The sequence below is a fragment of the Komagataeibacter intermedius TF2 genome, assembly GCF_000964425.1.
GTDB classification, from domain to species: Bacteria; Pseudomonadota; Alphaproteobacteria; order Acetobacterales; family Acetobacteraceae; genus Komagataeibacter; species Komagataeibacter intermedius.
On the sequence record NZ_BANF01000075.1, the window covers coordinates 47,563 to 68,867 of the forward strand.

At 57.5% G+C, this 21,305-nt stretch carries 19 protein-coding genes and 1 tRNA gene; 11 read left to right on the plus strand and 9 right to left on the minus strand.

Annotated features, from left to right (window positions below):
- Positions 1–5: 5 nt before the first annotated feature.
- The 4 genes from B7449_RS11725 to B7449_RS21320 all read right to left on the minus strand — a co-directional run bounded on the left by B7449_RS11725 (position 6) and on the right by B7449_RS21320 (position 3,999).
- Positions 6–200, minus strand: coding sequence for a DUF1656 domain-containing protein (locus B7449_RS11725; protein ID WP_039732480.1), 195 nt, complete (start codon positions 198–200; stop codon positions 6–8).
- Positions 200–2,263 carry an FUSC family protein gene (locus B7449_RS11730; protein ID WP_039732481.1) on the minus strand — a complete coding sequence of 688 codons (2,064 nt, stop codon included), beginning with the start codon at positions 2,261–2,263 and terminating at the stop codon, positions 200–202. Before B7449_RS11730 ends, B7449_RS11725 begins: the two co-directional genes overlap by 1 nt.
- Before the next feature lie 101 nt (positions 2,264–2,364).
- Positions 2,365–3,762, minus strand: a complete 1,398-nt coding sequence (gene cysG / locus B7449_RS11735; protein WP_039732482.1) for a siroheme synthase CysG — start codon at positions 3,760–3,762, stop codon at positions 2,365–2,367.
- Between the two features lie 87 nt (positions 3,763–3,849).
- Positions 3,850–3,999: a hypothetical protein gene (locus B7449_RS21320; RefSeq protein WP_167335754.1), complete on the minus strand. Its 150-nt coding sequence runs from the start codon at positions 3,997–3,999 to the stop codon at positions 3,850–3,852.
- 184 nt (positions 4,000–4,183) lie between these two features.
- Between B7449_RS21320 and panC the strand changes: the two genes are divergently transcribed.
- On the plus strand, positions 4,184–5,038 hold the full coding sequence (gene panC / locus B7449_RS11745) for a pantoate--beta-alanine ligase (RefSeq protein WP_039732484.1): 855 nt from the start codon (positions 4,184–4,186) through the stop codon (positions 5,036–5,038).
- A 94-nt stretch (positions 5,039–5,132) separates the two neighbouring features.
- Here the strand turns inward: panC and B7449_RS11750 are convergent, their stop codons facing one another.
- Genes B7449_RS11750 through B7449_RS11760 form a run of 3 tightly spaced genes read right to left on the minus strand, consistent with a single transcriptional unit; the run spans position 5,133 to position 7,104 of the window.
- Positions 5,133–5,327: a Trm112 family protein gene (locus B7449_RS11750; RefSeq protein ID WP_039732514.1), complete on the minus strand. Its 195-nt coding sequence runs from the start codon at positions 5,325–5,327 to the stop codon at positions 5,133–5,135.
- Between the two features lie 44 nt (positions 5,328–5,371).
- The gene (locus tag B7449_RS11755; protein WP_039732485.1) at positions 5,372–6,139 is read right to left on the minus strand and encodes an LON peptidase substrate-binding domain-containing protein; all 768 of its coding nucleotides are present in this window, start codon (positions 6,137–6,139) and stop codon (positions 5,372–5,374) included.
- A complete protein-coding gene (locus B7449_RS11760; RefSeq protein WP_039732486.1) occupies positions 6,136–7,104 on the minus strand; it encodes a tetratricopeptide repeat protein in 969 nt (322 codons plus the stop codon). Before B7449_RS11760 ends, B7449_RS11755 begins: the two co-directional genes overlap by 4 nt.
- A 221-nt stretch (positions 7,105–7,325) precedes the next feature.
- Between B7449_RS11760 and B7449_RS11765 the strand changes: the two genes are divergently transcribed.
- The 4 genes from B7449_RS11765 to B7449_RS11780 all read left to right on the plus strand — a co-directional run bounded on the left by B7449_RS11765 (position 7,326) and on the right by B7449_RS11780 (position 11,219).
- A tRNA-Gly gene (locus B7449_RS11765) sits at positions 7,326–7,400 on the plus strand.
- Between the two features lie 631 nt (positions 7,401–8,031).
- The gene (locus B7449_RS11770; protein ID WP_039732489.1) at positions 8,032–9,171 is read left to right on the plus strand and encodes a polysaccharide biosynthesis/export family protein; all 1,140 of its coding nucleotides are present in this window, start codon (positions 8,032–8,034) and stop codon (positions 9,169–9,171) included.
- A 244-nt stretch (positions 9,172–9,415) separates the two neighbouring features.
- The gene (locus B7449_RS11775; protein WP_235721034.1) at positions 9,416–10,483 is read left to right on the plus strand and encodes a capsule biosynthesis protein; all 1,068 of its coding nucleotides are present in this window, start codon (positions 9,416–9,418) and stop codon (positions 10,481–10,483) included.
- Between the two features lie 88 nt (positions 10,484–10,571).
- Positions 10,572–11,219, plus strand: coding sequence for an ABC transporter ATP-binding protein (locus B7449_RS11780; RefSeq protein WP_039732491.1), 648 nt, complete (start codon positions 10,572–10,574; stop codon positions 11,217–11,219).
- 501 nt (positions 11,220–11,720) lie between these two features.
- Here the strand turns inward: B7449_RS11780 and B7449_RS22855 are convergent.
- Entirely contained in the window at positions 11,721–11,864 is a 144-nt protein-coding gene (locus tag B7449_RS22855; RefSeq protein WP_244465757.1) for a hypothetical protein, read from the minus strand.
- Between the two features lie 21 nt (positions 11,865–11,885).
- Here B7449_RS22855 and B7449_RS11785 point away from each other — a divergent pair, with 21 nt between their 5' ends.
- The 4 genes from B7449_RS11785 to B7449_RS11800 all read left to right on the plus strand — a co-directional run bounded on the left by B7449_RS11785 (position 11,886) and on the right by B7449_RS11800 (position 16,882).
- Positions 11,886–12,989, plus strand: coding sequence for a capsule biosynthesis protein (locus tag B7449_RS11785; protein WP_244465758.1), 1,104 nt, complete (start codon positions 11,886–11,888; stop codon positions 12,987–12,989).
- A 270-nt stretch (positions 12,990–13,259) separates the two neighbouring features.
- A complete protein-coding gene (locus B7449_RS11790; RefSeq protein ID WP_242407727.1) occupies positions 13,260–14,243 on the plus strand; it encodes a glycosyltransferase family 4 protein in 984 nt (327 codons plus the stop codon).
- Between the two features lie 69 nt (positions 14,244–14,312).
- A complete protein-coding gene (locus tag B7449_RS11795; protein ID WP_071406632.1) occupies positions 14,313–15,548 on the plus strand; it encodes a glycosyltransferase family 4 protein in 1,236 nt (411 codons plus the stop codon).
- A gap of 875 nt (positions 15,549–16,423) precedes the next feature.
- Positions 16,424–16,882, plus strand: coding sequence for a sterol desaturase family protein (locus B7449_RS11800; protein WP_235721036.1), 459 nt, complete (start codon positions 16,424–16,426; stop codon positions 16,880–16,882).
- Positions 16,883–16,901: 19 nt separating this feature from the next.
- Here the strand turns inward: B7449_RS11800 and B7449_RS11805 are convergent, their stop codons facing one another.
- Positions 16,902–18,335, minus strand: a complete 1,434-nt coding sequence (locus B7449_RS11805) for an LTA synthase family protein (protein ID WP_039732517.1) — start codon at positions 18,333–18,335, stop codon at positions 16,902–16,904.
- A 182-nt stretch (positions 18,336–18,517) separates the two neighbouring features.
- Here B7449_RS11805 and B7449_RS11810 point away from each other — a divergent pair, with 182 nt between their 5' ends.
- Both B7449_RS11810 and B7449_RS11815 read left to right on the plus strand, forming a co-directional pair.
- Positions 18,518–20,200, plus strand: a complete 1,683-nt coding sequence (locus B7449_RS11810; protein ID WP_039732494.1) for a capsular polysaccharide export protein, LipB/KpsS family — start codon at positions 18,518–18,520, stop codon at positions 20,198–20,200.
- Between the two features lie 66 nt (positions 20,201–20,266).
- Positions 20,267–21,061 carry a YdcF family protein gene (locus B7449_RS11815; protein WP_039732518.1) on the plus strand — a complete coding sequence of 265 codons (795 nt, stop codon included), beginning with the start codon at positions 20,267–20,269 and terminating at the stop codon, positions 21,059–21,061.
- Positions 21,062–21,305: the final 244 nt, after the last annotated feature.

Here is a 21,305-nt window from a genome sequence, read left to right on the forward strand (position 1 = left end):
TTCTTTCACAGGATCAGGGTATACAGGCCAACAAGGCAGATCAGCAGGCCGAACTGCGCCAGCGGCGGGTTCCAGACAAACCGCCACAGGTTGAGCCATGACAGCATGATGCGCAGCACCAGCAGCGTGCACAGCGCCAGCCCGAGGTTCATGACAAAGGCCGAGATCAGCACGCCTTCCAGATCGACAACCTGTCGCATCAGCCGGCCTTTTCCACTTTGATGATGCCGTAATGCCGCAACCGGGGCGCTGCCGTCTGCCATGCCCGCAGGACGGCGTCCAGTCCGGCCAGCAGGTTGATGGCCGCGACCTGCGTCTTGGGTGGCAGTTGGGCCTGCGGGGCGGGGATTGCCGCGATGGCGTCGCGCATGCGCTGTTCCACGTCCCATGGTGCATGCAGCGACAGTTCGCGTTGCGCCAGTTCGGCTGCGGGGCGCAGCAGAGCGATCGCCTGTGCCTGATGGGCATAGGTCCGTGCCCGCGCCAGTGCGCCGTCCAGTTCGGCAAATGTCATGAAACTTTCCATCTGTCGTGCGCTGCTGGAATTGCCAGGCAGGCGGTCGGTCCAGAACTGCATCTGGGCCAGACGGTCATATGTACGGGTCAGGCGGGTCGGGCCATCAGTTTCGCCATGTCCGGTCATCTGGCGTTCCAGCGCGCGGACGACGGTGGATGCCATCCAGAACCGTTGCCGCCGGGGTGATGGCGGAAACAGCAGCACAAGGACGATGAACGCCAGCAGGGCCGCCAGCAGGTAAAAGATGTTGCGGTTGAGGAATTCCGTGGGGTTATAGCTCTGGTGGTTATCCAGACCCAGTATGGCGAAGAAGAATACGCCATAATTGAACCCGATGGCCGCCGTTGACGGGCGCATAAGCAGAAGACAGGCCAGGAAGGTCTGCGGCAGCAGCGTCAGCGCCAGAAAGGGCATGTCCGCCCCGTGCAGCAGCACGAAGAAGTTCAGCAATGCGGCCGCCAGCACGCTGCATGGCAGGCCGATGATCGCCCCCATGCCGAAACGCGCCGTATCCACATTGGTCGCGGCAAGGGTCAGGGTCAGCGCGGTCTGGGCCAGTGCGACGGTCGCCCCCGGCAGGCCGGTGATCACGCAGACCCCGGCCGCGAACGAAAAGCCGACCAGAACCCGCAGCGCCCCGATCAGGGCCAGCAGGTAATTGGGCTGGACCGCGATATTGACGGTCCTGCTGTGGCTGGCGCTGCCGGTGCCTTCGGTCAGTACTTCCTGTCCGGCATGCATGCGGGTGCGCGCGGTCAGCATGCGGGCGGCGCGTTCAATGGCAAAGGCTTCGTCCGCATTGGGCACGTGTTCGGGCAGGGTCGTGCGCACGGCATCCAGTATATGCGTGGTGAAACCGGCCTGATCGGTGCGCAGGTCGGTCTGCCGCGCGACGCGGGCAATGGATTCTTCCACCACCGGGTCGATATTGCCATGACCGGTATGACGGCCCAGCCCGCGCGCGCAGTCCAGAATGGTCAGCATGGACACCATGGCCAGGCGCGCCCCGTTGGCGCGTGCGCCGCCCCGTTCCAGTTCCGTGCGGGCATAGGAAAGTGGCGTAGTCAGCGCCAGTATGCGCGCGCCCAGCCGGATGTCAGTCTGTGCGCCACGGTCGTACATGTGCTGCAGGGCGGCGCGTGCGGTCTCGCTAAGCGGACGGATCAGCTGCTTCAGTCCATTGGCCAGCCCCCGCCATGCCTCGGGCGAGCCGGACAGGATATTGACCACCGCCACCGCAAAGACCCCGAGCGTAATGGCCGAAGCGCGGGATACCGCGATGTTGAAAACGTTCTGTGGCGTATCAATGCAGTTTACGGCCACAAGGGCGACCGTATAGCCCGACAGCAGGGCGGCATAGGACCGGAAATCGCGCTCCAGCGACCCCACGAAGGCGCAGGCCGCAAGCCACAGTGCGACACCCCCCAGAAAGGGGCCGCGCTGCTGGTTCCATACCGCCACCAGCACAATGGACACGCCCATGCCCACCATGGTGCCCAGCAGCCGGTAAAATGCCTTGGACAGCGCCTGCCCGCGCAGGGGCTGCGCCAGGATCATGACCGTAACGCCCACCAGCAGGGGATTGTCCAGTTGCAGCCAGAAGGCCGTGGTCAGTCCGAGTACCAGCGAGCACCATGTACGCAGGCTGAACCCCACCCAGCCCGCAGGCAGGCGGTCAGTCCAGGGCTGGAAGATGCGAATGATGCCGTGAATACGCCGCGCGCTTGTTGCCTGTAGGTCTGGCATGGCCTCCCTGACCGTTCAGTGGCCTCATGGCGCTTGATACAATGGAAATAGCCGGGAATTCATAACAAAGGATGTACAGGCACAAGGTGCATGGCTGGTATTCACATAGGAGATATCACCCGGTGCCGGACCACTTCGCCCACAATGATCAGCGCGGGGCTGCCCACGTCGGCCTCGGCCGCCTGCCGCGCAAGCTCCCCCAGCGTGCCGGTCAGCACGCGCTGGTCCGCGCGCGTGCCGCGTTCGACAATGGCGGCAGGCCAGTCAGCGGGCACGCCGTGGTCCATAAGCTGTGTACACAGGGCGGGCAGGGCGGATACCCCCATATAGATCACCACCGTCTGTCCCGGTCGCGCCATGCTGTCCCAGGGCAGGTGCAGCGTGCCATCAGCGCGGGCATGGCCGGTTACAAACATGCAGGCCTGCGCGCAGTCACGGTGGGTCAGGGGGATGCCGGCATAGGCGGCGCAGCCATTGGCCGCCGTGATGCCCGGCACGACCTGAAACGGAATGGCGGAGTCCAGCAGGGCTTCGATTTCCTCGCCCCCGCGTCCAAAGACGAACGGGTCGCCCCCCTTCAGCCGCAGCACGCGCTGTCCCGCCCGTGCGCGGCGGACCAGTTCGGCGTTTATTTCTTCCTGCGGCATGGTGTGTCTGTTGCGGCGTTTGCCCACGAATACCAGTTCCGCATCGCGTCGCACCCGGTCCAGCAGGGCAGGGGAGAGAAGCTGGTCATACAGCACGCAGTCGGCATTCTGCATGAGGTGCAGCGCGCGCAGCGTCAGCAGGTCCGGATCACCCGGCCCCGCGCCGACCAGCCACACTTCGCCCCGCGTGCTGGTGGAGGCAATGATGTCGTCCAGTATGGCGCGCGCACGTTCGTTTTCGCCCCGCCGGGCTGCCTGCGCGCCCGCCCCGTCAAGGAAGGTTTCCCACACCTGCCTGCGTCGCGAAATGTCAGGACACGCAGCCCCCACATGCTCGCGCTGCTGCTGCATGAATACGGCAAGCTCCCCCGTGCCATCGGGTATGGTGCTTTCCACCTGTTCGCGCAGGCGGCGCGCCAGAACGGGGGCGGCCCCCCCGGTGGAAATGGCGATGCGGACCAGCCCGCGATGGATCTGGGCCGGGGTAATGAAGGTGGATGGCTGCGGGTCATCGACCGCGCAGACGGGAATGTTCATCTCCTGCGCCAGGGCCGCGACAGCGCGGTTGACAGTACGGTCATCGGTCGCGGCATAGACCAGGCGGCAACCGGGCATGGCGGCGCGCAGGGTGGCGGCATCGGCCGTGCTGGCCACATGGGTGATCGTGCCGTCTTCCTCCCATCGCTGCATTTCCGGATCAAGGCGCGCGGCAATGACCTCGACCTTCGCGCGGTGGGCCAGCAGCAGGCGGACCTTGTTGGCCGCGATCATGCCGCCGCCAATCACCAGCACCCGGACATTGTCCAGCCGCAGCGCGATGGGAAACCATGCGGGTTCGGAAATATGGGTCATGCAGTCAAACAGCCGGTCGTGCCGGCATCCTGTGGCTGGGGAAGGGCGGGTCTGGATGGAAACGTGTGTAGCGGTGGTGTGGTGGCGTCAGTGGGAGGTGACGTTCTTCACCCCTTCGGCATAACCCCAGCGTGCCCATGTCGAACGGTCCTTGACCGATCCCGGCGTGTTGGTGGCGCATGCGGCCAGCGACAGCACGATGGCACAGATACCAAGAACGGGAAGAAAACGGGCCAAAAAAACCTCCTGCACGACGCAATGGCCGACATAGCAGAAAAGCCATGCCTTCACCACGACCATATATGAATTGACGCGCGCCCTCACGCCCCATCGCGCATGTCATGGAAATGATGATATGCACCCTGCCTGAAACAGGCCGCTGGCGGAATGCCAGAGACAGACAGAGGTAAGGGCAGGCAGGATGGAAACGATCAGCACCGTAGCCGGATTGCGCGCGCGTGTCAGGCAGTGGAAGCAGGCGGGCGCGCGTGTTGGCGTGGTGCCGACCATGGGCGCGCTGCATGACGGGCACCTGTCGCTGGTCCATGCGGCGCGGGCGCAGGCGGACCGGGTGATTACCACGGTTTTTGTCAACCCGATCCAGTTTGACAATGCCGATGACCTGGCCACCTATCCGCGCACGCTGGAGGATGATGCACGCCTGCTGGCGGCGGCCGGGGTGGATATGCTGTACGCGCCCACCGTGTCACAGATGTACCCACCCGGTTTCGCCACCCGCATCAGCGTATCCGGCGTATCGGAAGGGCTGTGTGGAGGGGCCCGCCCGGGCCATTTCGATGGTGTGGCGACAGTGGTGTGCAAGCTGCTGATGCAGACGCTGGCGGACTGCGCTTTCTTTGGCGAGAAGGATTTCCAGCAGGTTCAGGTGGTCCGTCGCATGGTCACCGACCTTGACCTGCCGGTTGAGATCGTGACCTGTCCGACGCAGCGTGAGGCGGACGGCCTGGCCCTGTCATCGCGCAACCGGCGTCTTGCGCCCCATCAGCGCCAGATTGCGGTTGCCCTGCCGCGTATCCTGCGGGTTTGCGCCGCCGATATTGCGGCGGGCGCGGATGTCCCTGCCGCATTGGCGCAGGCGGTAGTCCAGCTGGCGGATGCGGGTTTTGACCCGGTGGACTATGTGGAATTGCGGTCGGAACTGGACCTGCAACCACTTGCTGTTGTGAGCAGGGGCACGCCCGCGCGCCTGCTGGCGGCGGCATGGCTGGGTGATGTGCGGCTGATTGACGGCATGGCCGTGCCATTGCCGGAATAAAGAAGTTTTTGGGGCAGCCTTTTTTCAAGAAGGCTGCATTCTTCGAAGCCTTTTGAAAAAAGCTTCACCAAAAAATCCTGTTTTTATCAGTATTTCAAGCGTCCAGCTTGCGGGCTTCGTCGGGCAGCATGATGGGAATGCCGTCACGCACCGGAAAAGCCAGCCCTGCGCGCCTGCTGATCAGTTCACCGGCCTCGCGGTCATAGACCAGCGGCCCCTTGGTCACCGGGCAGACAAGGATGGACAGCAGCCGGGGGTCCAGCGGTGGGGCGGGCGGCTTTTCAGTCATGGCGGCAGATCCCATGCAGGTTGCAGTTATTCAGGCGACATTGGTCACGATGGGGATGCACCCTCATCGGGTTCATGTCCAGCCCCGTCCAGCAGATTGCGCAGGATCTGGGCGCGGGCGGCGGGCGTTGGCGCTTCCAGCATCATCTGGCGCGGTGCGGTGCCAAACGGGCAGATCATGGGCAGGGTGACCAGCAGGGCGGCGTCATCCATCTGGCGCAGCGCGTCCCATTGCGTGCTGACGCCCTGGGCCTCGCAGAAATCATGCAGGGCGTTGAGCAGGCCTTCACGGTCGAAGGGAATGTCATCCCCGCCATCCGTCAGGTCGGATACAAAGGATGACGCGTCGATCCGTGCAACGCGGTAGCCACGGCGCATCTCCGTCTCGCGCAGCAGGCGGAAGCGGGCGATACCCGTCAGCGTGATGGCATAGGTGCCGTCCGTGCGCTCGGTCATGGCGGTGATGCGGCCGATGCACCCTATATTATAAAGGGGCGGGGTTGTGCTGTAGCCATCATCCATGTCGGCATCTGTCGCATCATCCAGCGGGCTGCCGTCCATGCCATCCAGCGGGCGGGGCTGGATCATGCCGATCAGGCGGTTGCCCGCCAGCGCGTCTTCCACCAGCGCGATATAGCGCGGTTCGAACACGTTCAGCGGCAGCCGCCCCTGCGGCAGAAGCAGGGCCTCGTCCAGCGGGAACAGGCCCAGCTCCGCCGGGAAGTCCGCCAGTGTCATTTCCCCGATCTGCGGGATGCGGCGGGGGATGTCATCATGGATGATGATGGTCCCCCGAGGGTCATGACGCGTCACGAAAACAGCAACGAGGACATGCGCCGACGCGCCGCGACCGTGTCGGGATCGGTCTGGCCCCAGGCTTCGAACAGGCGGATCAGCTGCTTGCGCGCGCCGTCGTCATTCCACTGACGGTCTTCTTTCATGATGGTCAGCAGTTCATCGGCCGCCTCCGCGCGCTTGCCCGCGGCGTTCAGGGCTGCAGCCAGTTCGAAGCGGGCGGCGTAGTCTTTCGGGTTGGCGGCGATGCGGGCGCGGATTCCCTCGGCTTCCTCAGCGGCCTTGCGGCCCTCGCGCTTGAGTTCCAGCGCGGCCTTCGCCCCTGTGATCTCGGCATGGTTGGCAATGGATTCAGGGGCGTCATTCAGGGCGGTTTCGGCGCCTTCCTCATCCCCCATTTCAATCAGGGCGCGGGCAAGTCCACCCCATGCGGCGGGGTTTTCGGGCTCGATTTCCAGCACCTGCGAAAACAGGCTGGCTGCGGCTTCGGCGCGGCCTTCCTCCATTTCCTTGCGGGCGGCTTCCACCAGGTCGGCGGCGGGCAGGGCGCCTCCTGCGGATTTCAGCACGTTTTCCACGAACCGGCGGACTTCGCTTTCGGACTTGGCGCCCTGGAACAGGTCGAGGATCTGCCCCTGCCAGAAGGCGGCGACCAGCGGAATGGACTGCAGCGGCAGGCCGATCTGGGTCAGTTGCTGCGCCAGCGCGCGGTTGGCGTCCACATCCACCTTTACCAGCCGCACCCGTCCACCGGCAGCACGCACCACCTTTTCCAGAACCGGGGTCAACTGCGTGCAGGGCTTGCACCACGTTGCCCAGAAATCGACCAGAACCGGCATGTCGCGGCTGGCTTCCACCACGTCACGCATGAAGGTGTTCTGCGTGCCTTCCATCACCGGGTCGGGCCTGCCGCCTGCTGTCGGCGGGTTGCCCGCAGGGGCGGAACCGGCGGGGCGGGGTGTCTGGCCGATAATGTAGTCCATCTGGTCACGTTCCTGTTGGTCTGGCGGCCAGCATAGGGACGGGGGCATTGCCTGCCCTTATGCCCATGCCGGTCGGTTCACATGTTATGGTGATAGATTGGCATTCCCGGCCATCCCCGCAACCGCATTCTGCGGGGATGAAAAAAAACTTCGACAAAAGCATTTTAACCTCTTGCACGCCCATCGGGTTTGCCGTAAACACCGCTTCACCGACACGGAGCGCGGGCGTAGCTCAGGGGTAGAGCACAACCTTGCCAAGGTTGGGGTCGTGGGTTCGAATCCCATCGCCCGCTCCAGATTAAAATAGTCGGTTTGCAAACGACCCTTCGGGGTCGTTTTTGTTTTCTGGCGGTTTGTCAGGAAACTGCTCCCGGTCTGAACTGCCGGAATCAGAAAATCAGGAACCATTGCAGGATTTCAGCCTGCCGATCCGCTTCATGCGGAACGTTTCCCGTGCTGGTGCGCTTTGACCCCGCATTGCACATTCATGCCGTTTTTCCGCGTTAGCATGATGACCTGACAGCGGGTGCTGACGCGCCCATGGAAGGGGAGGGCTGGCGTAACCGTGTCGAAACGTTTTCCTGTCGTTTGCATGCAGGTTTCCAGGGTGATGTATTGATGGCTGGCGGGGCATGCAGGCAGACAGAAAACAGACGTTTAATGCGTGCTTTTTCGGGGTTTCCAGCTTTGTGGGACAATCAGGTTCTTACCGTATGGTCAGTCAAAGTGTGATCTGATAAAAGGCCCCTGCGTTGCTCTTCTTTCCTGTCCATGAATGTATGCAGGCGCGCCTGCCTGGCCTGAATTATATTCTCGATCATCACTTTTAGCTGCGGTGCTACATTGACCATTTCCTGTCTCCCGAAAAATTTGGGTTCAGTCTTACGGCATGTTCGGAAGGGTCGGCATTTTGCTGTGGCTGGCGGAATGGTTCTGCTGCTTGCCGGGTGCAACACCCTTCCTGACAGTGGTCCTACGGAATACAAGATCAACCACGCGCAGCGTGACCCCAAGAGGAACAGCGTAGGCTACAATATTGTCAAGGTCAGCCCGGAACTGATCGGCCTGCTGGAAAGTCAGGAACCGCCGCTGTTCAGCAGCCTTGACGCGGATAATGCGCCTGTAAGCGTGCCCAGGAATGATACGATCGGGCCAGGTGATGTCCTGCAGGTTTCGATATACGAAGTGGGCAGCGCCCTGTTCAGCCCCAATAACGGGGGCATGTCCGCAGGGGGCAACATGTCCATGGCGTCCAATCTGCCGCCATTGAGCGTGGATGGAAGCGGGAATGTTGAAATTCCTTTTGGTGGTCAGATGCATGTGACCGGCATGACCACCAATCAGCTGGCGGATGCCATTACGGCGCGACTGAAGCAGAAATCGCAGTCACCGCAGGTTCTGGTGCGCATCCTGTCCGATATTACCAATTCGGTCATCGTATACGGCGGGGTGCGGCGGCCCAGTCGCATTCCCCTGACACCAAATCGTGAACATATCCTTGATGTCATTGCGCTGGCAGGGGGGGAAGACCGGACGGTCCAGTCGGATGAGGATTATATCGTCCGCCTGACACGTAAGGACAAGATTGCTGAACTGCCGCTCAAGACCATAGAAAATGATCCGGCGCAGAACATCGTGATGCAACCCGGCGATCGGGTGCAGGTCGTATATGAACCGCGCACCTTCTCCGTATTCGGGGCAACCGAACGGGTCACCCAGACGCAGTTTACAACCCCGACGCTGACCCTGGCCGAGGCCATTTCGCGCAGTGGTGGCCCGCTTGATTCCCGTGCCGATCCGAATGCCGTTTACCTGTTCCGCTTCGAGAACGCTGATGTCCTGAAACGCCTGGGCCTGTCGGTTGATAATGGGGCGACAACCGGACCTGTAATTTATCAGTTGGATATGATGAACCCGAGTAATTATTTTCTGGCGGAACGCTTCATGATGCGTGATCAGGACATTATTTATGTCGCAAATGCCACCAGCAACAAGTTCTACAAGTTTTTCGGGTTGATCAGTACACTTATCGCACCGGGGATCACTGCGGCATGGATGGCAAAATAATGAAAAAATTTATGCGACATGAATGCTGCGGATGCGTGTCCGGGCCTGCTTTCAGGTCTGTCGTGGGTTACATTGGTGAATATGGTTCGGTGCGTGTCATGGTTGGTACTTCAGGACGGAATTGCATGTCATGAATATTGATGTGTACCAGGAAGACAGAAATCAGTATCAGGGAAATGATCCCTCTTTCCTGACGCGGGTGGGGAACTGGTTCCGTAATAAAATACAGAACCATCTGCCTTTCATGATTTTTGTTGTTCTGCCGACCGGTCTGGTGTTTCTTTACCTGACCCTGATCGCAACGCCCCAATATATATCGGAAGCGCATTTTGTCGTGCGCGGACGGTCCGGCCAGTCCGGCATTTCGCTGAGTAACATCCTGCAGTCGAGCGGGGGGAGTGGCGCCACTTCCGAAAATACATACGTGGTGCAGGATTACATGCAGTCACGTGACGCGGCGGAACTGCTGGTCAAGCAGAACAACCTGCTTGATGTCTATCGGCGGCCGGAAGCGGATTTTGTCGCGCGTTATCCGATGTTTGGACTCCCACAGGATTTTGAACATTTTTACAAATATTATAAAAGGCATGTGCTGGTAGAGCAGGATTCGGAAACAAATATTTCCATCCTGACGGTCCGTACGTTCAGGGCTGATGATTCCCAGAAAATTGCCCGTGCCCTGCTGGATGCCGGTGAAAACCTGGTCAATGATATCAACCGCAGGCAGCGGGAAAATCTGATTCATGCGACTTTGATGGAAGTTCAGGCTTCTGAAGCCAAGCTGCGTGATATTAACCAGAAGCTGGCTGAATACCGGAATGTGATCGCCCTGATTGATCCGATGCGGCAGTCCGTGCCGATGATCAGCTTTGTGACCACACTGCAGAATATGCTGACGACGACCAACATGCAGCTGGGTCAATTACGGAAATCGGCCCCCAACAGCCCGCTGATCGCGGCGTATCAGCGTCAGGCAGATATCCTGACTGAACAGATTAAAAAGTCCGGTGGGGAGATTACCGGGTCAAATGACTCCCTTGTCCCGAAGATTACCGGGTACGAGGATCTTATGGTGCAGCGTGAGATCCAGCAGCGGATCCTGGTCAGCAACGTGGCGTCCCTGGAGGCAGCCAAGCAGCAGGCCAACCAGCAGATGGTCTATGTTGATGAAGTTGCGCAGCCCAACGCGGCGGACTGGCCGGAATATCCCCGTAACATTCTTGTTCTTGTTATTACATTCTTCTCTACATTGGGTCTGTACATAATGGGCAGGCTGCTGGTTGCAGGGGCGCAGGAACGTAATATCCGATAATTGAAGGCGTGTTTCCGACGGGCGTCATGGATCATATGATCCTGAGTGATCCGGGGGGTGCCATGTACGACAGAACAAAGAGTCCATAATGTTACGCTGCATTGATATTGTTAAAGATTATCATGTTGATAACGGGCATCGTCGTATCCTTGACGGTATTAACCTGCAGGTTGAAAAGGGCGAAAAGCTTGGCATCCTGGGCCGGAATGGTGCTGGCAAATCGACACTGATCAAGATTATTGGCGGTGTTGAGCTTCCGACGTCTGGCCGTATCGAACATACGATGTCGATCTCATGGCCGCTTGCCTTTGGTGGCGCCTTCCAGGGCAGTCTGAGCGGGCTGGATAATCTGCGGTTTATCTGCAGGATCTATAACCTTGATTACACCAAAACGCGTAAATACGTCGACGACTTTGCTGAACTGGGCAAGCAGCTTATGGACCCGGTGAAAACGTATTCATCCGGCATGCGCGCGCGTCTTGCCTTTGCCCTGTCTGTGGTGATCGAATTCGACTGTTACCTGATCGATGAAGTGATCATGGTGGGCGATGCCCGTTTTTATGAACGTTGCCGGGAGGAACTGTTTGTGAAGCGTGCTGATCGCGCACTGATAATTGTGTCACATGATATGCATTTCGTAAAAGAAATATGCGACAGAAGCGTCGTTATACATAATCGGAAAATGGTTGAATGCGCATCCGTGCAGGAGGGGATCGATCTCTATCATTCGTTGTAGGGATATGAATGATCATTGCGATTGTCTGTATGGAATATTTGATGAATACGGATCGTTATCTTGTGACAGTAAGGTGATGCGCCGGAATGGCGGGGGATTTCATGGGAAAGATGGGGTTTGTTTTCTTATCCCTGATATTTTAAAATGACCCGGAATGATGGAAGAAAGCAGCCAGGCAGGTCGGCAGAATGGAAAACCGGTATTCCGCGTATGTATATGTTCGGGCATAACTGCCACCGGTTGGGGCGCAGTCCGCTCATGACATTGCAAAACAGCAGGGAAGATCACGTCACGGCAGAATGAAGCCCTGATGTGTTCATAAAGCATATCATTGCCATATGCTTGCCCCTATGTTCCCGTATATATCTATCGCTTTGTAAGCTCACATGAAGGTAGGCGATCTACACCGGTGCTTTCGGCTGCTTCCCAAGGAATTGGTATGCATGTCAAGCTCGAACAGACTGATATGTAATGCTGAATATCTTACAGAACAACGCAGTGTCATCTTCCCGCCGCTTCCTGCTGCTTCAGGGGTTGATGGGGCCTTTTTTCCATGAGATCGGAAAGGCGTTCCGCAAGGCAGGATACGAAGTTTACAAGATAAATTTCAATGGCGGAGATCAATTGTTCTGGCGTCTGCCGCATGGAATCAACTTCACGGGCAGCATGGATGAATGGCCCGGGTTCCTGATTGACGTCATTACGAAGCACGGCATTACCGATGTCATGCTGTTTGGGGACTGCCGTCCCCTGCATCGCAAGGCCGCGTCCGTATGCATCGAACGTGGCCTGCGTGTTTATGTGTTTGAGGAAGGCTACATCCGTCCGGACTGGGTTACGCTGGAACTTGATGGGGTGAATGGCCATTCATCCCTGCCCCGGGACCCGGCGTGGTATCGTGAACAGGCCGCCCACCTTCCGCCTCTGCCGCCCCATGTCCAGGTTCCGTCTTCTTTCCGTCGGCGGGCGCTGGAAGCCGTTGCCTATAATGCGGCTGATCTGCTGACGCGCTGGTATTTCAAGAACTGGCATGACTACCGTCCATGGCATCCATGGACGGAAGGGGTCGGCTGGCTCAAGCGTCTGTGGCGCCGCGACGCAGCGCGCGAGCGTACGGAAAAAATCATGGCGGAAGTGGCCAGCCACAACCTGCCTTACATGCTGTTTCCGCTCCAGCTTGATGCGGATGCACAGATCCGGTTGCATTCCGATTTTGATGGCATAGCCGGCGCGATCCGGTTTGTGCTGGAATCCTTTGCACAATATGCTCCCAGGGACCTTTACCTGCTGATCAAGGAACATCCCCTTGATAACGGCGTCAAGGACTGGAGCGCCCTGACGCGGAAGATTGCGGGTCAGCTGGGCGTTGCCGATCGCGTACGTTATCTGGAAAGCGGCGATATTGCCCAGATGGTCCGCGCGGCAAAGGGCGTGGTGACCATCAACAGTACCACAGGTACTCTTGCCCTGATCTGCAATGTTCCTGTCATTACGCTGGGACAGGCAATTTACGATCTGCCGGATATTACCGATCAGGGAACGCTTGATCATTTCTGGGGCGCGCCCACGCCGCCAGATCCCGTGACATTCGAGGATTTCCGGCGTGTCCTGATCGACCGTTGCCTGATTGAAGGGGGCTTCTTTTCCCCTGAAGGGCTGAAGCTGCTGGTGCAGGGTACGCTCAGGCGGATCAACCGTACGACGCCTTCCGAGGACGGCAAGGTGTTCACCATATCGCACCTCCAGACAAGTTCTTCTTCCCGGCAGTAACTGATGATGATAACGGACGCGCCACATATTTTTATGGATATATCCCGGTTGCTTTCCCGGGCGCGAAATCCGATCCCGACCGGCATCGACCGTGTTGAATATGAATATGTTTCTTACCTGCTGAAGAATGAGGCGCATCGCCTGACATTTGTTGCGTTTCATCCAGCCGGCTGCATAGGGACGCTGTCAACCCGGGCCGTATGTCACTTTGTGGACGCGATGGGGCAGGTATGGGATGGTGACAGGCCATTGCGGGATCGTCTTCCCCATATGGCGCGGCGCCTGACCCAGTCCGTCCTCCTGTCATGTTGGGCGATGCCCCGGCATCGGGGCGACAGCATCTATCTTCTTGTATCCCATCATCATCTGACGCGCCCTGGACCGATTGAGAGATTCCTGTCCCATCATGGCAGCCTGTTCGTGCCGATGGTGCATGACCTCATTCCGTTGGAATTTCCCGAATATGCCCGTCCGGGTGAACCGCAGCGCCATGCGCGGCGCATGGAGACGGTCGCCCGTCTGGCTGCCAGCGTGATCGTTCCGGCCAGGGCGGTCGCCCACTCGCTGGCGCCCTATATGCAGCACCGCCCGGCCGAAAATCATGTGCATGTCGTGCCCCATGGCCTGCATCTGCAGCTTTCCAGCCTGTCCGATGCACCTGCATCGCGCCTGCCAGATGATGGCAGGCCCTATTTTGTGTATCTGGGAACCATCGAGCCACGGAAAAACCACCTGTTATTATTGAATTTGTGGCGTGCCATGGTGGAAGAAAAGGGCGCGGAGACGCCGCGTCTGGTTCTGGTGGGACGGCGTGGCTGGGAAAATGAAAATATTCTCGACATGCTGGAACGCTGCCCGGCCCTGCAGGGAAACGTGCTGGAATATAATGACCTGTCGGATCCTGAAGTGGTCAGCCTGCTACAGGGGTCTCAAGGGCTGCTGTTTCCATCCTTTTCCGAAGGGTTCGGGCTTCCCCTTGTTGAAGCCATGGTTCTGGGCACTCCCGTTGTCTGCAGTAATATTCCGGTATTTCATGAAGTTGCGGGAGAGAATGCGACATATCTTGACCCGACCGATGGTCCTGCATGGCGTAAGGCGATTGACGCCCTGATGGCGCAGAAGCCGCAAGGCAGGACAGCCGGGGAGGCTGCGGATATGAACCTGTTCAACTGGCCTCGTCAGGTTGCGGCAGGTATCGCTGTCGCTGACGGGACAGCGGCATTTTTCCGGTCGAATGGACTACGTGCGTCCTGATCCATGAGGGTGCATAGCTGTATGCGGCATGGATCTTTCATTATCCTGCAATAGGTAGCCACATCTTTCATGACAGTACGTGCACATGCTGGAAATGATGACCGCCAGCCTCTTTCAGACCTGACGGTATGGCTGGATAGCAGGAATATAGGCAGATCAGGCGGGACGGGAGTGGCCACCTATGTGCAGGGGGTGCAGACCTGCCTGACCCGTATGGGGTTTCATGTCCAGTATCTTTGGGACCATGATCCTGCCGATGGCAGTACGCCGCCCAACAGCAGCTGGCAGCGGATTGTCAGGTTTCTGAAAGCCTGCCTGCCCGTCCGGTTGATCAGACGCCAGCAGGGGGACATTACTGGCAGGTCGTACCCTTATATTTCAGACATTTACCGCATTGCCCATATTCATTTTCAGATATGGAAGCGCCTGTTATGGTTACATGGCACGCAACCGCCGGATATTATGTTCTGGACTTATCCGTTACCAGTTCTGGTGAAAAATACGATCAATATCGTAACGGTTCATGACCTGATTCCCATAACCCATCCACATCTGACGGGAATCAACCCCCGGCGTTTGCAGCGTCTGCTGACCCAACTGGTTGCGCAGGCGGATGTCGTGGTGACGGTGTCGGAAACGGTCAGGCAGCAGATCATTGAAATATTTGATATTCCTGCCAGCAGGGTCGTCAATCTTTATCAGCTTGCGGGGGTCACGGCCACTGAACGCCAGCAGTTGGCGACTGCCCCGGTCGTGGCGCCTGCGGGCTGTTTCATCTGTATTGGTCGGGTGGAAAAGCGCAAGAACATTGAACGACTGGTGGAGGCGCATGCACGGAGCGGCACGGAGCGGCCATTAGTGCTGTTGGGCCCGGATGGCGATGACATGCCTGATTTCAGTCCCCGTACACCACGTCAGCAGGTTATCCGTGTGCCGTGGTGCAGTCGGGAGTCCCTGCTGCGCAGTCTGGCGAATGCCCATGCCCTTGTTTTTCCCTCTCTGGCAGAGGGATTTGGCCTGCCCATTGTCGAGGCCATGGCCCTGGGTGTGCCCGTCATGACATCCCGTGGCGGCGCGACCGAGGAAATTGCAGGTGGTGCGGCGCTACTGGTAGATCCCTATGACGTACAGGATATTGCCGATGTCATCGGTCACCTGGATCGTATGCAGCCTGATACGCCGCAGTGGGAGGCCCTGCGGCAGGGCGGGATGAAGCGGGCGGAAGTTTTTACGGAAGTCGCACAGATCGGGCGTTTGCATGCCTTTCATACGCATTTGCGTGACCTCTTTCCCGGCCGTTTGTAACCCGCCGCCATGCGACCTTGAAATATGATGTGAGGGGCGCGGATCATCGTTTTTTCTGGAGAGAGGATACAGAAAACGGATACCAAGGCTGATTGTGGCATGCAGGTGACAGTCCACACCTGACGCGTCAGTTTCCATTATTTGGCAGAAGAAATTATAAAATAGACGTATTCTTCATACATCTATGTCTCGAAGGATATTATATGCATCAAATAAGAATATTTTCATATAATTTATAATATTTTAATAAGATGTATTAAGTTCCCAATGCCTGGTTCGTGGGCATGACTGCCTTAAGTGTCCACAGTGTTGCAGGATGACATCAAAAATTAAACTAACATATTGAAATATAATATATAATTTATGTCTCTTGGCGGGACGTAGACTGCCGTTCATGGAATGCAACTTCCTTGGAAGAGGACTGTTACTTTGGCATGGGACTGTTTTCATGCAAATTTAAAGAATGGGTGTGGGAAATTTTTCCTAATTCGTTGTGTTGCAATAGGTTCGTGAAATGGACACAAACCGGATGTAACCATATATGAAAGTATGGAAAGAAAGATCACATATCCCGAAGAGATCGCTGCAGGCTAACAAAACAGGCATTATATGCCGTAGGATAGCGGGGCTGCATCCCTAAAATAAGTTGTCTATAATTGCTTGTTGGGGCAGGGATACGGGTTCATGCCAGACGGGAATGTTCGAGGGTCACCATGATGCAGCAGAAGCGTAGGATGAAGGAAGAGACTCCCCTTCGCCTGTTCAAAAATCCTGTGATGGAATCCCTGACGCTGCTGTCCTTCGGTGTGTTCGCTGCGGTGTGGGCCATAATCATTCTGGCTGCTATGACTTTTGCGTGGCGGATGTCCGGTTCCATGAAGATGATGGGCCTGTACTGGCTGGCCGGATTTGTGGCATGGTTCCCGTTTGAATATCTGATGCACCGTTTCCTGTTCCATTTTCAGGGAAAATCGGCATTTGCCCAGTCAATGGTGTTCCTGATGCATGGCAACCATCATGAACAGCCCAACCACCCGCTGCGCAATCTGATGCCGTTGAGTGTTTCCCTGCCGCTGGCGCTGTTGATCTGGGGCGGGTGCGTCTGGTCCATGGGGGATGGTGTCGGGGGGGCGGTTGCCGCCGGTTTCCTGTGTGGATATGTGGCATACGACACGGTGCATTACTCGTGTCATCAGTTTCCCATGCGCCTGCCCCTGCTGCGCAAGATCAAGATCCATCATATCAATCATCACTATCGCCAGACCGATGCCAATTACGCGATCACGGCGGTGTTTCTGGACAAGGTCTGTCATACCCAGTGTGATCGTTCCTGATGTCGGACCGTCGTCGTATTCAGGGCTGAACGGATATCCCGGTAATCAGGTGATTGAGCTGCGCTGGCGTCAGGGGCACAGGGGCCTGACGTGTCGTCCTGTCGTCCAGAGGGAACGAAATGGCGACATAAGGCACATCACGTATGCCCGAAGGCACGACGACGCCCGGGATTGACGGACGGTGATCGCCAAAGAAGACCAGTAAGGCCCTGGCGTTTCTGGCTGACATGTCCTCAATCAGGTCCAGCAGCATCCGGTCGCTGTTCTGCACATGTCTCAGGTAATGGTGTAAGGCGGACTGCCCATCCGCCCCGCCTGGCCATGGGCCATGGTTTTCCATGGTAACGGCATAGAATAACGAGGGCGTGGTGACTGACTGCATCATGCCCGTTATTGTCTGCCCCAGGGCCACATCGCCAAAATAGGGCATGTCTGGTGTTGATGCATGTGGTCCGGGATTAACCAGACGGGAAAAGCCCATGGTCGGCATGAGCGTGGCGCGATTATAGAAACGCAGGTCATGCGGATGGATGAATGTACTTTCGTACCCTATTGTTCCCAGCTGGTTGCCAATGGCATGGTCGCGTTCACGTCCTGCGGTCAGAAAGGGGTCATAGCGCCGGAAGCCCAGATCGGTTTCTTCCTGTCCAAAAATGACGCCGTATTCCGATCGCATGGTATAGGCACCAAAGCCGCTGACGCATAAAGGCCCCCACTGGAATGCAATGTCATATGCCCGCTTCAGGCCGGGCATGGCTGGCAGGGGTAAGTCAGGTGGCAGGTCCAGCCGTGTGGGATCGGCAAAAGATTCACACTGCACGATCACGATCATATCATAAGCGGGTTTGCCCTGAAGTGCGGCGGGAGAAGGGAGGTCGATGCTTCCCCGCCATTGCCGCCAGTACATGATGATACTGCCCGGCAGCCCCAATGTGCCGACATCATGCGTGAGATCAGGGGTGGGCGCCAGTTTTTGCGCCGGGCACAGCCAGATGGACAGACCACCCGACAGCAGCATGCCCATTCCGATCAGGTGGGGCAGGACTGCGGTGGAAGAACAGGTCCACAGCAGAAATGGTGCTGCGATGACAAGGACAAGCAGGGCGATACGACCGGCCAGCGGAATGGAAAAAAGATAGAATTTGGGATGCTGCAGAAAACTGCGGGCAACCACGACATCACTGAACAACAGCGGTTCGCCCAGCACACGGAATTTGATGTTTGAGGCGACAGCCGTAACGGTCATCAGCACACATGTCATGAGAAGAGCGATCGGAACGCTGCCTGTCGCGGCCAGCCACCCGCCATACGCGATCAGGCTGCATAGTATATCCAGCATCCAGCGGAAGGGTAATGCCTGACGTCCTGCCCGGGGCATCACGACAGCATATTCAATAGCGGGCGTCAGGAAAACGATAACAACAAAAGACACCAGAACCTGAAATGCTGACATGAAAATTCCGTTGTGCACCCGGCATGGCATCCGCTGCATCAGAGGTTGTTATCGATAACAAGCTCTTGTACAAGGTATCTTCACTGGAATAAACACCGGGAACGTGATTGGAAATCGCGAACCTATGAATGACTTGCATAAAAGTCTTTCAGGCAGACAATGACAGGCCAGAGGCACCAATCATGACATTGGCATCGCGTTCCTGTCTGTTACGGATGCCCCCTTTCCAGCGCGCCCTGCCCGTGCTCGCCACGCCTGCCACTGGGGAAACCGCTACGGTGGAAGCCCGGGAGGACATCCGCAGACGGATTGTCCGGGACAGGACGGGTGGGCGGTTCTGGGCTCCGGCACCCGCCCATGTCAGACCCGTTCTGGTGTGTGGGGGATACGGCGTTGACGGTAACCGGATGCGTAGTCTGGCACGTTTGCTGGCGCGTCTTGCAACTGTCCATTCACCACAGGACCTGCTGCTGGTTGCCCCGGGTGCATATGGTCCGGCCGCGCGGATCGCGCGTCAATATGGTGTTGTCCACCTTCATGAACCTGTAGACCCGCATGCCCTGCTGGATCATGCCCGGGAAGTTCATGAACTCGGGCAGGGGGATATCGGAGATCTTGCAGCACTGCGAGGTCAGAAGGCCATGCGGTATGCCAGCCCTGACCATGGTCACCCCGTTGATGGCATGTCGGTTGCGCGACGACTGATACAGGACTGGCGTTATCATGACCCCTATACGGGGGACGTGACGACCATCCTGAAAGTGCTGGAATTCCAGGCCCTGTGGCGGCGCGTCATCGACGCCAATCGCGACATCGGGGCCTGTGTCGGCATGTCCCTGTGGAAACGCAGGCGTATTGCCGCATTTTTTACGGTTCCCCCCACGCATCCGCCCTTTTTTCGGCAGGCATGTTCCGCAGTAAAACGGTGCGCCAGTCAGGGCAGGGCGGTCGTAACATGGGCTACGCGCATACCGACCGGACTGATACAGCAGGCGCAGGCGGAAAATGTGCCTGTATGGCGTGTCGAGGACGGGTTTGTCCGCTCGGTTGGCTTGGGAAGCGGATTGCAGGTTCCGGCCTCCATTTTTGTGGACCGGCGCGGCATTTATTATGATCCGTCCGAACCCAGTGACCTTGAGCATATTCTGGCGACGGCGCCGTTTGATGCGCATCTGCGGGAACGGGCACGTTCCCTGATTGCGCATCTGGTGCAGAAGGGAATATCGAAATACGGGCGTTCCGATCGGGGACAGATGCAGGAATGGGACGCCAGGGGGCGGCGCGTCCTGCTGGTGCCCGGACAGGTCAGCGATGATCTGTCCGTCATCAGGGGGGGCGGTGCCGTGCAGGGCAATCTGGCCCTGCTGCAGACCGTGCGCCAGCATAATCCCGATGCGTTTATCATCTACCGTCCACATCCCGATGTCGTTGCCGGACATCGGAATGGCAGGCTGGGCAATGACGTTGTCATGGCTTATGCCGACCATATCAGTATTGAGGGGAGTATCGTGGACCTCATATGGCAGGTGCACGAAGTCCACACCCTGACCTCGCTTGCGGGATTTGAAGCACTGCTGAGGCAGCGCAAGGTTGTGACCTATGGCTGTCCTTTCTATGCGGGGTGGGGTCTCACCACGGATATGGGACGGATTCCTGCCGGTCGGCGCCAGCGGGTCCTGTCATTGGCGGAGCTGGTGGCTGGCGCCCTCATTCTTTATCCGCGCTATATTGATCCCCTGACACAGATACCGTGTGAAGTGGAAACAGTTGTTGCACGTTTTGATGACACGCGGATCTGGCGCCCTACGGTATTGATGCGCATTAAGAATTTACAGGGCCATATGAAGCACATGCTGGGCCGTTGACCGGCCGTCATATGACGGCAGGAATACGAACTATATATTGTCATATTTTCAATGGAGGAAATTATTGTGAGCGAAGACGTTTTTCCAAGAAATATCATAGAATGTATTAATGAAGTTATTCGGTTTCTGGCGGTGGATGATTTTTCATCTGTACAGAATGACATGACGCCGGATCTGGTCATTCTGGCCGGAAATGATTTCCTGCCGGGTGCGGAAGGGGCATTCCGTCTGGCAAAACGCAAGAATGTGCCCTTGTTGATTTCGGGTGGTGTCGGCCATGCGACCGATTTCCTGCGGCAGGCTGTCGCCAGGAATGCACGGTATCATACGTTGGACACCGCTGGCTTGTCAGAGGCGGAGATCCTGCATTCCATCGCTACAACCTTCTGGGGGCTGCCCACTTCACAGATCCTGCTGGAAACCAGGGCGACCAATGGAGGGGAGAATGGGCAGTTTACCCGAAAACTGCTGGAAGAACGGCATATGGCCCCCAAAACGGCCGTTCTGGTTCAGGACCCCGCCATGCAGCGCCGGGCGGCGGCAACGTTTCAGCAGACATGGCAGGGAATGACACCCGTCTGTCGTATTTTCAGCTGGCCGGTGGTTGTGCCGCAACTGATGCCTGAAAACGGGAAAGTCGTTTTTTCAGGCCCGGCAGAAGATCATCCAGCTTCGCTTGAGCGGTTTATATCGCTGGTAATAGGGGAAATTCCCCGTTTGCGAGATGATGAAAACGGGTATGGCCCCAAGGGGAAAGGGTTTATTCCACATGTTGAAATTCCACAGGAAATAGAAAATTCTTTTGAGGAAATATATAATTACTTCAATAATAAAAAAGAATATGACAATAGGAAGGTGTAAATAGGAAACATATTTTGTGTGTTTTTAAATCGTTCGGTTGCGGCTGTGTGCGAGCATGTATGAAATATTTCATGGAAATGCGATGATGGCGAGGTGATGATCAGACTTTATTGCGACATGATCCTGATGGAGCACTGGAATGAACAGACTGTCTTGCGACCGGCATCGTGATGAGAACCCTTTCGGGAAACGCAAGGACTGGCATTGTAAACGCAACATGTTATGACTGCCGCGCCCATACGTT

Excerpts from the sequence above, each read along its gene's own strand:
- B7449_RS11795 (WP_071406632.1), top strand. The coding sequence starts at position 14,313 with ATGACAGTACGTGCACATGCTGGAAATGATGACCGCCAGCCTCTTTCA.
- B7449_RS11780 (WP_039732491.1), top strand. The coding sequence starts at position 10,572 with ATGTTACGCTGCATTGATATTGTTAAAGATTATCATGTTGATAACGGG.
- B7449_RS11725 (WP_039732480.1), bottom strand. The coding sequence starts at position 200 with ATGCGACAGGTTGTCGATCTGGAAGGCGTGCTGATCTCGGCCTTTGTC.
- B7449_RS22855 (WP_244465757.1), bottom strand. The coding sequence starts at position 11,864 with ATGCGGCAGACGCCAGAACAATTGATCTCCGCCATTGAAATTTATCTT.
- B7449_RS11810 (WP_039732494.1), top strand. The coding sequence starts at position 18,518 with ATGACATTGGCATCGCGTTCCTGTCTGTTACGGATGCCCCCTTTCCAG.
- B7449_RS11760 (WP_039732486.1), bottom strand. The coding sequence starts at position 7,104 with ATGGACTACATTATCGGCCAGACACCCCGCCCCGCCGGTTCCGCCCCT.
- B7449_RS11805 (WP_039732517.1), bottom strand. The coding sequence starts at position 18,335 with ATGTCAGCATTTCAGGTTCTGGTGTCTTTTGTTGTTATCGTTTTCCTG.
- B7449_RS11750 (WP_039732514.1), bottom strand. The coding sequence starts at position 5,327 with ATGACTGAAAAGCCGCCCGCCCCACCGCTGGACCCCCGGCTGCTGTCC.
- B7449_RS11785 (WP_244465758.1), top strand. The coding sequence starts at position 11,886 with ATGGATGAATGGCCCGGGTTCCTGATTGACGTCATTACGAAGCACGGC.
- cysG (WP_039732482.1), bottom strand. The coding sequence starts at position 3,762 with ATGACCCATATTTCCGAACCCGCATGGTTTCCCATCGCGCTGCGGCTG.
- B7449_RS11730 (WP_039732481.1), bottom strand. The coding sequence starts at position 2,263 with ATGCCAGACCTACAGGCAACAAGCGCGCGGCGTATTCACGGCATCATT.
- panC (WP_039732484.1), top strand. The coding sequence starts at position 4,184 with ATGGAAACGATCAGCACCGTAGCCGGATTGCGCGCGCGTGTCAGGCAG.
- B7449_RS11800 (WP_235721036.1), top strand. The coding sequence starts at position 16,424 with ATGAAGATGATGGGCCTGTACTGGCTGGCCGGATTTGTGGCATGGTTC.
- B7449_RS11770 (WP_039732489.1), top strand. The coding sequence starts at position 8,032 with ATGGTTCTGCTGCTTGCCGGGTGCAACACCCTTCCTGACAGTGGTCCT.
- B7449_RS11790 (WP_242407727.1), top strand. The coding sequence starts at position 13,260 with ATGGCGCGGCGCCTGACCCAGTCCGTCCTCCTGTCATGTTGGGCGATG.
- B7449_RS11775 (WP_235721034.1), top strand. The coding sequence starts at position 9,416 with ATGATTTTTGTTGTTCTGCCGACCGGTCTGGTGTTTCTTTACCTGACC.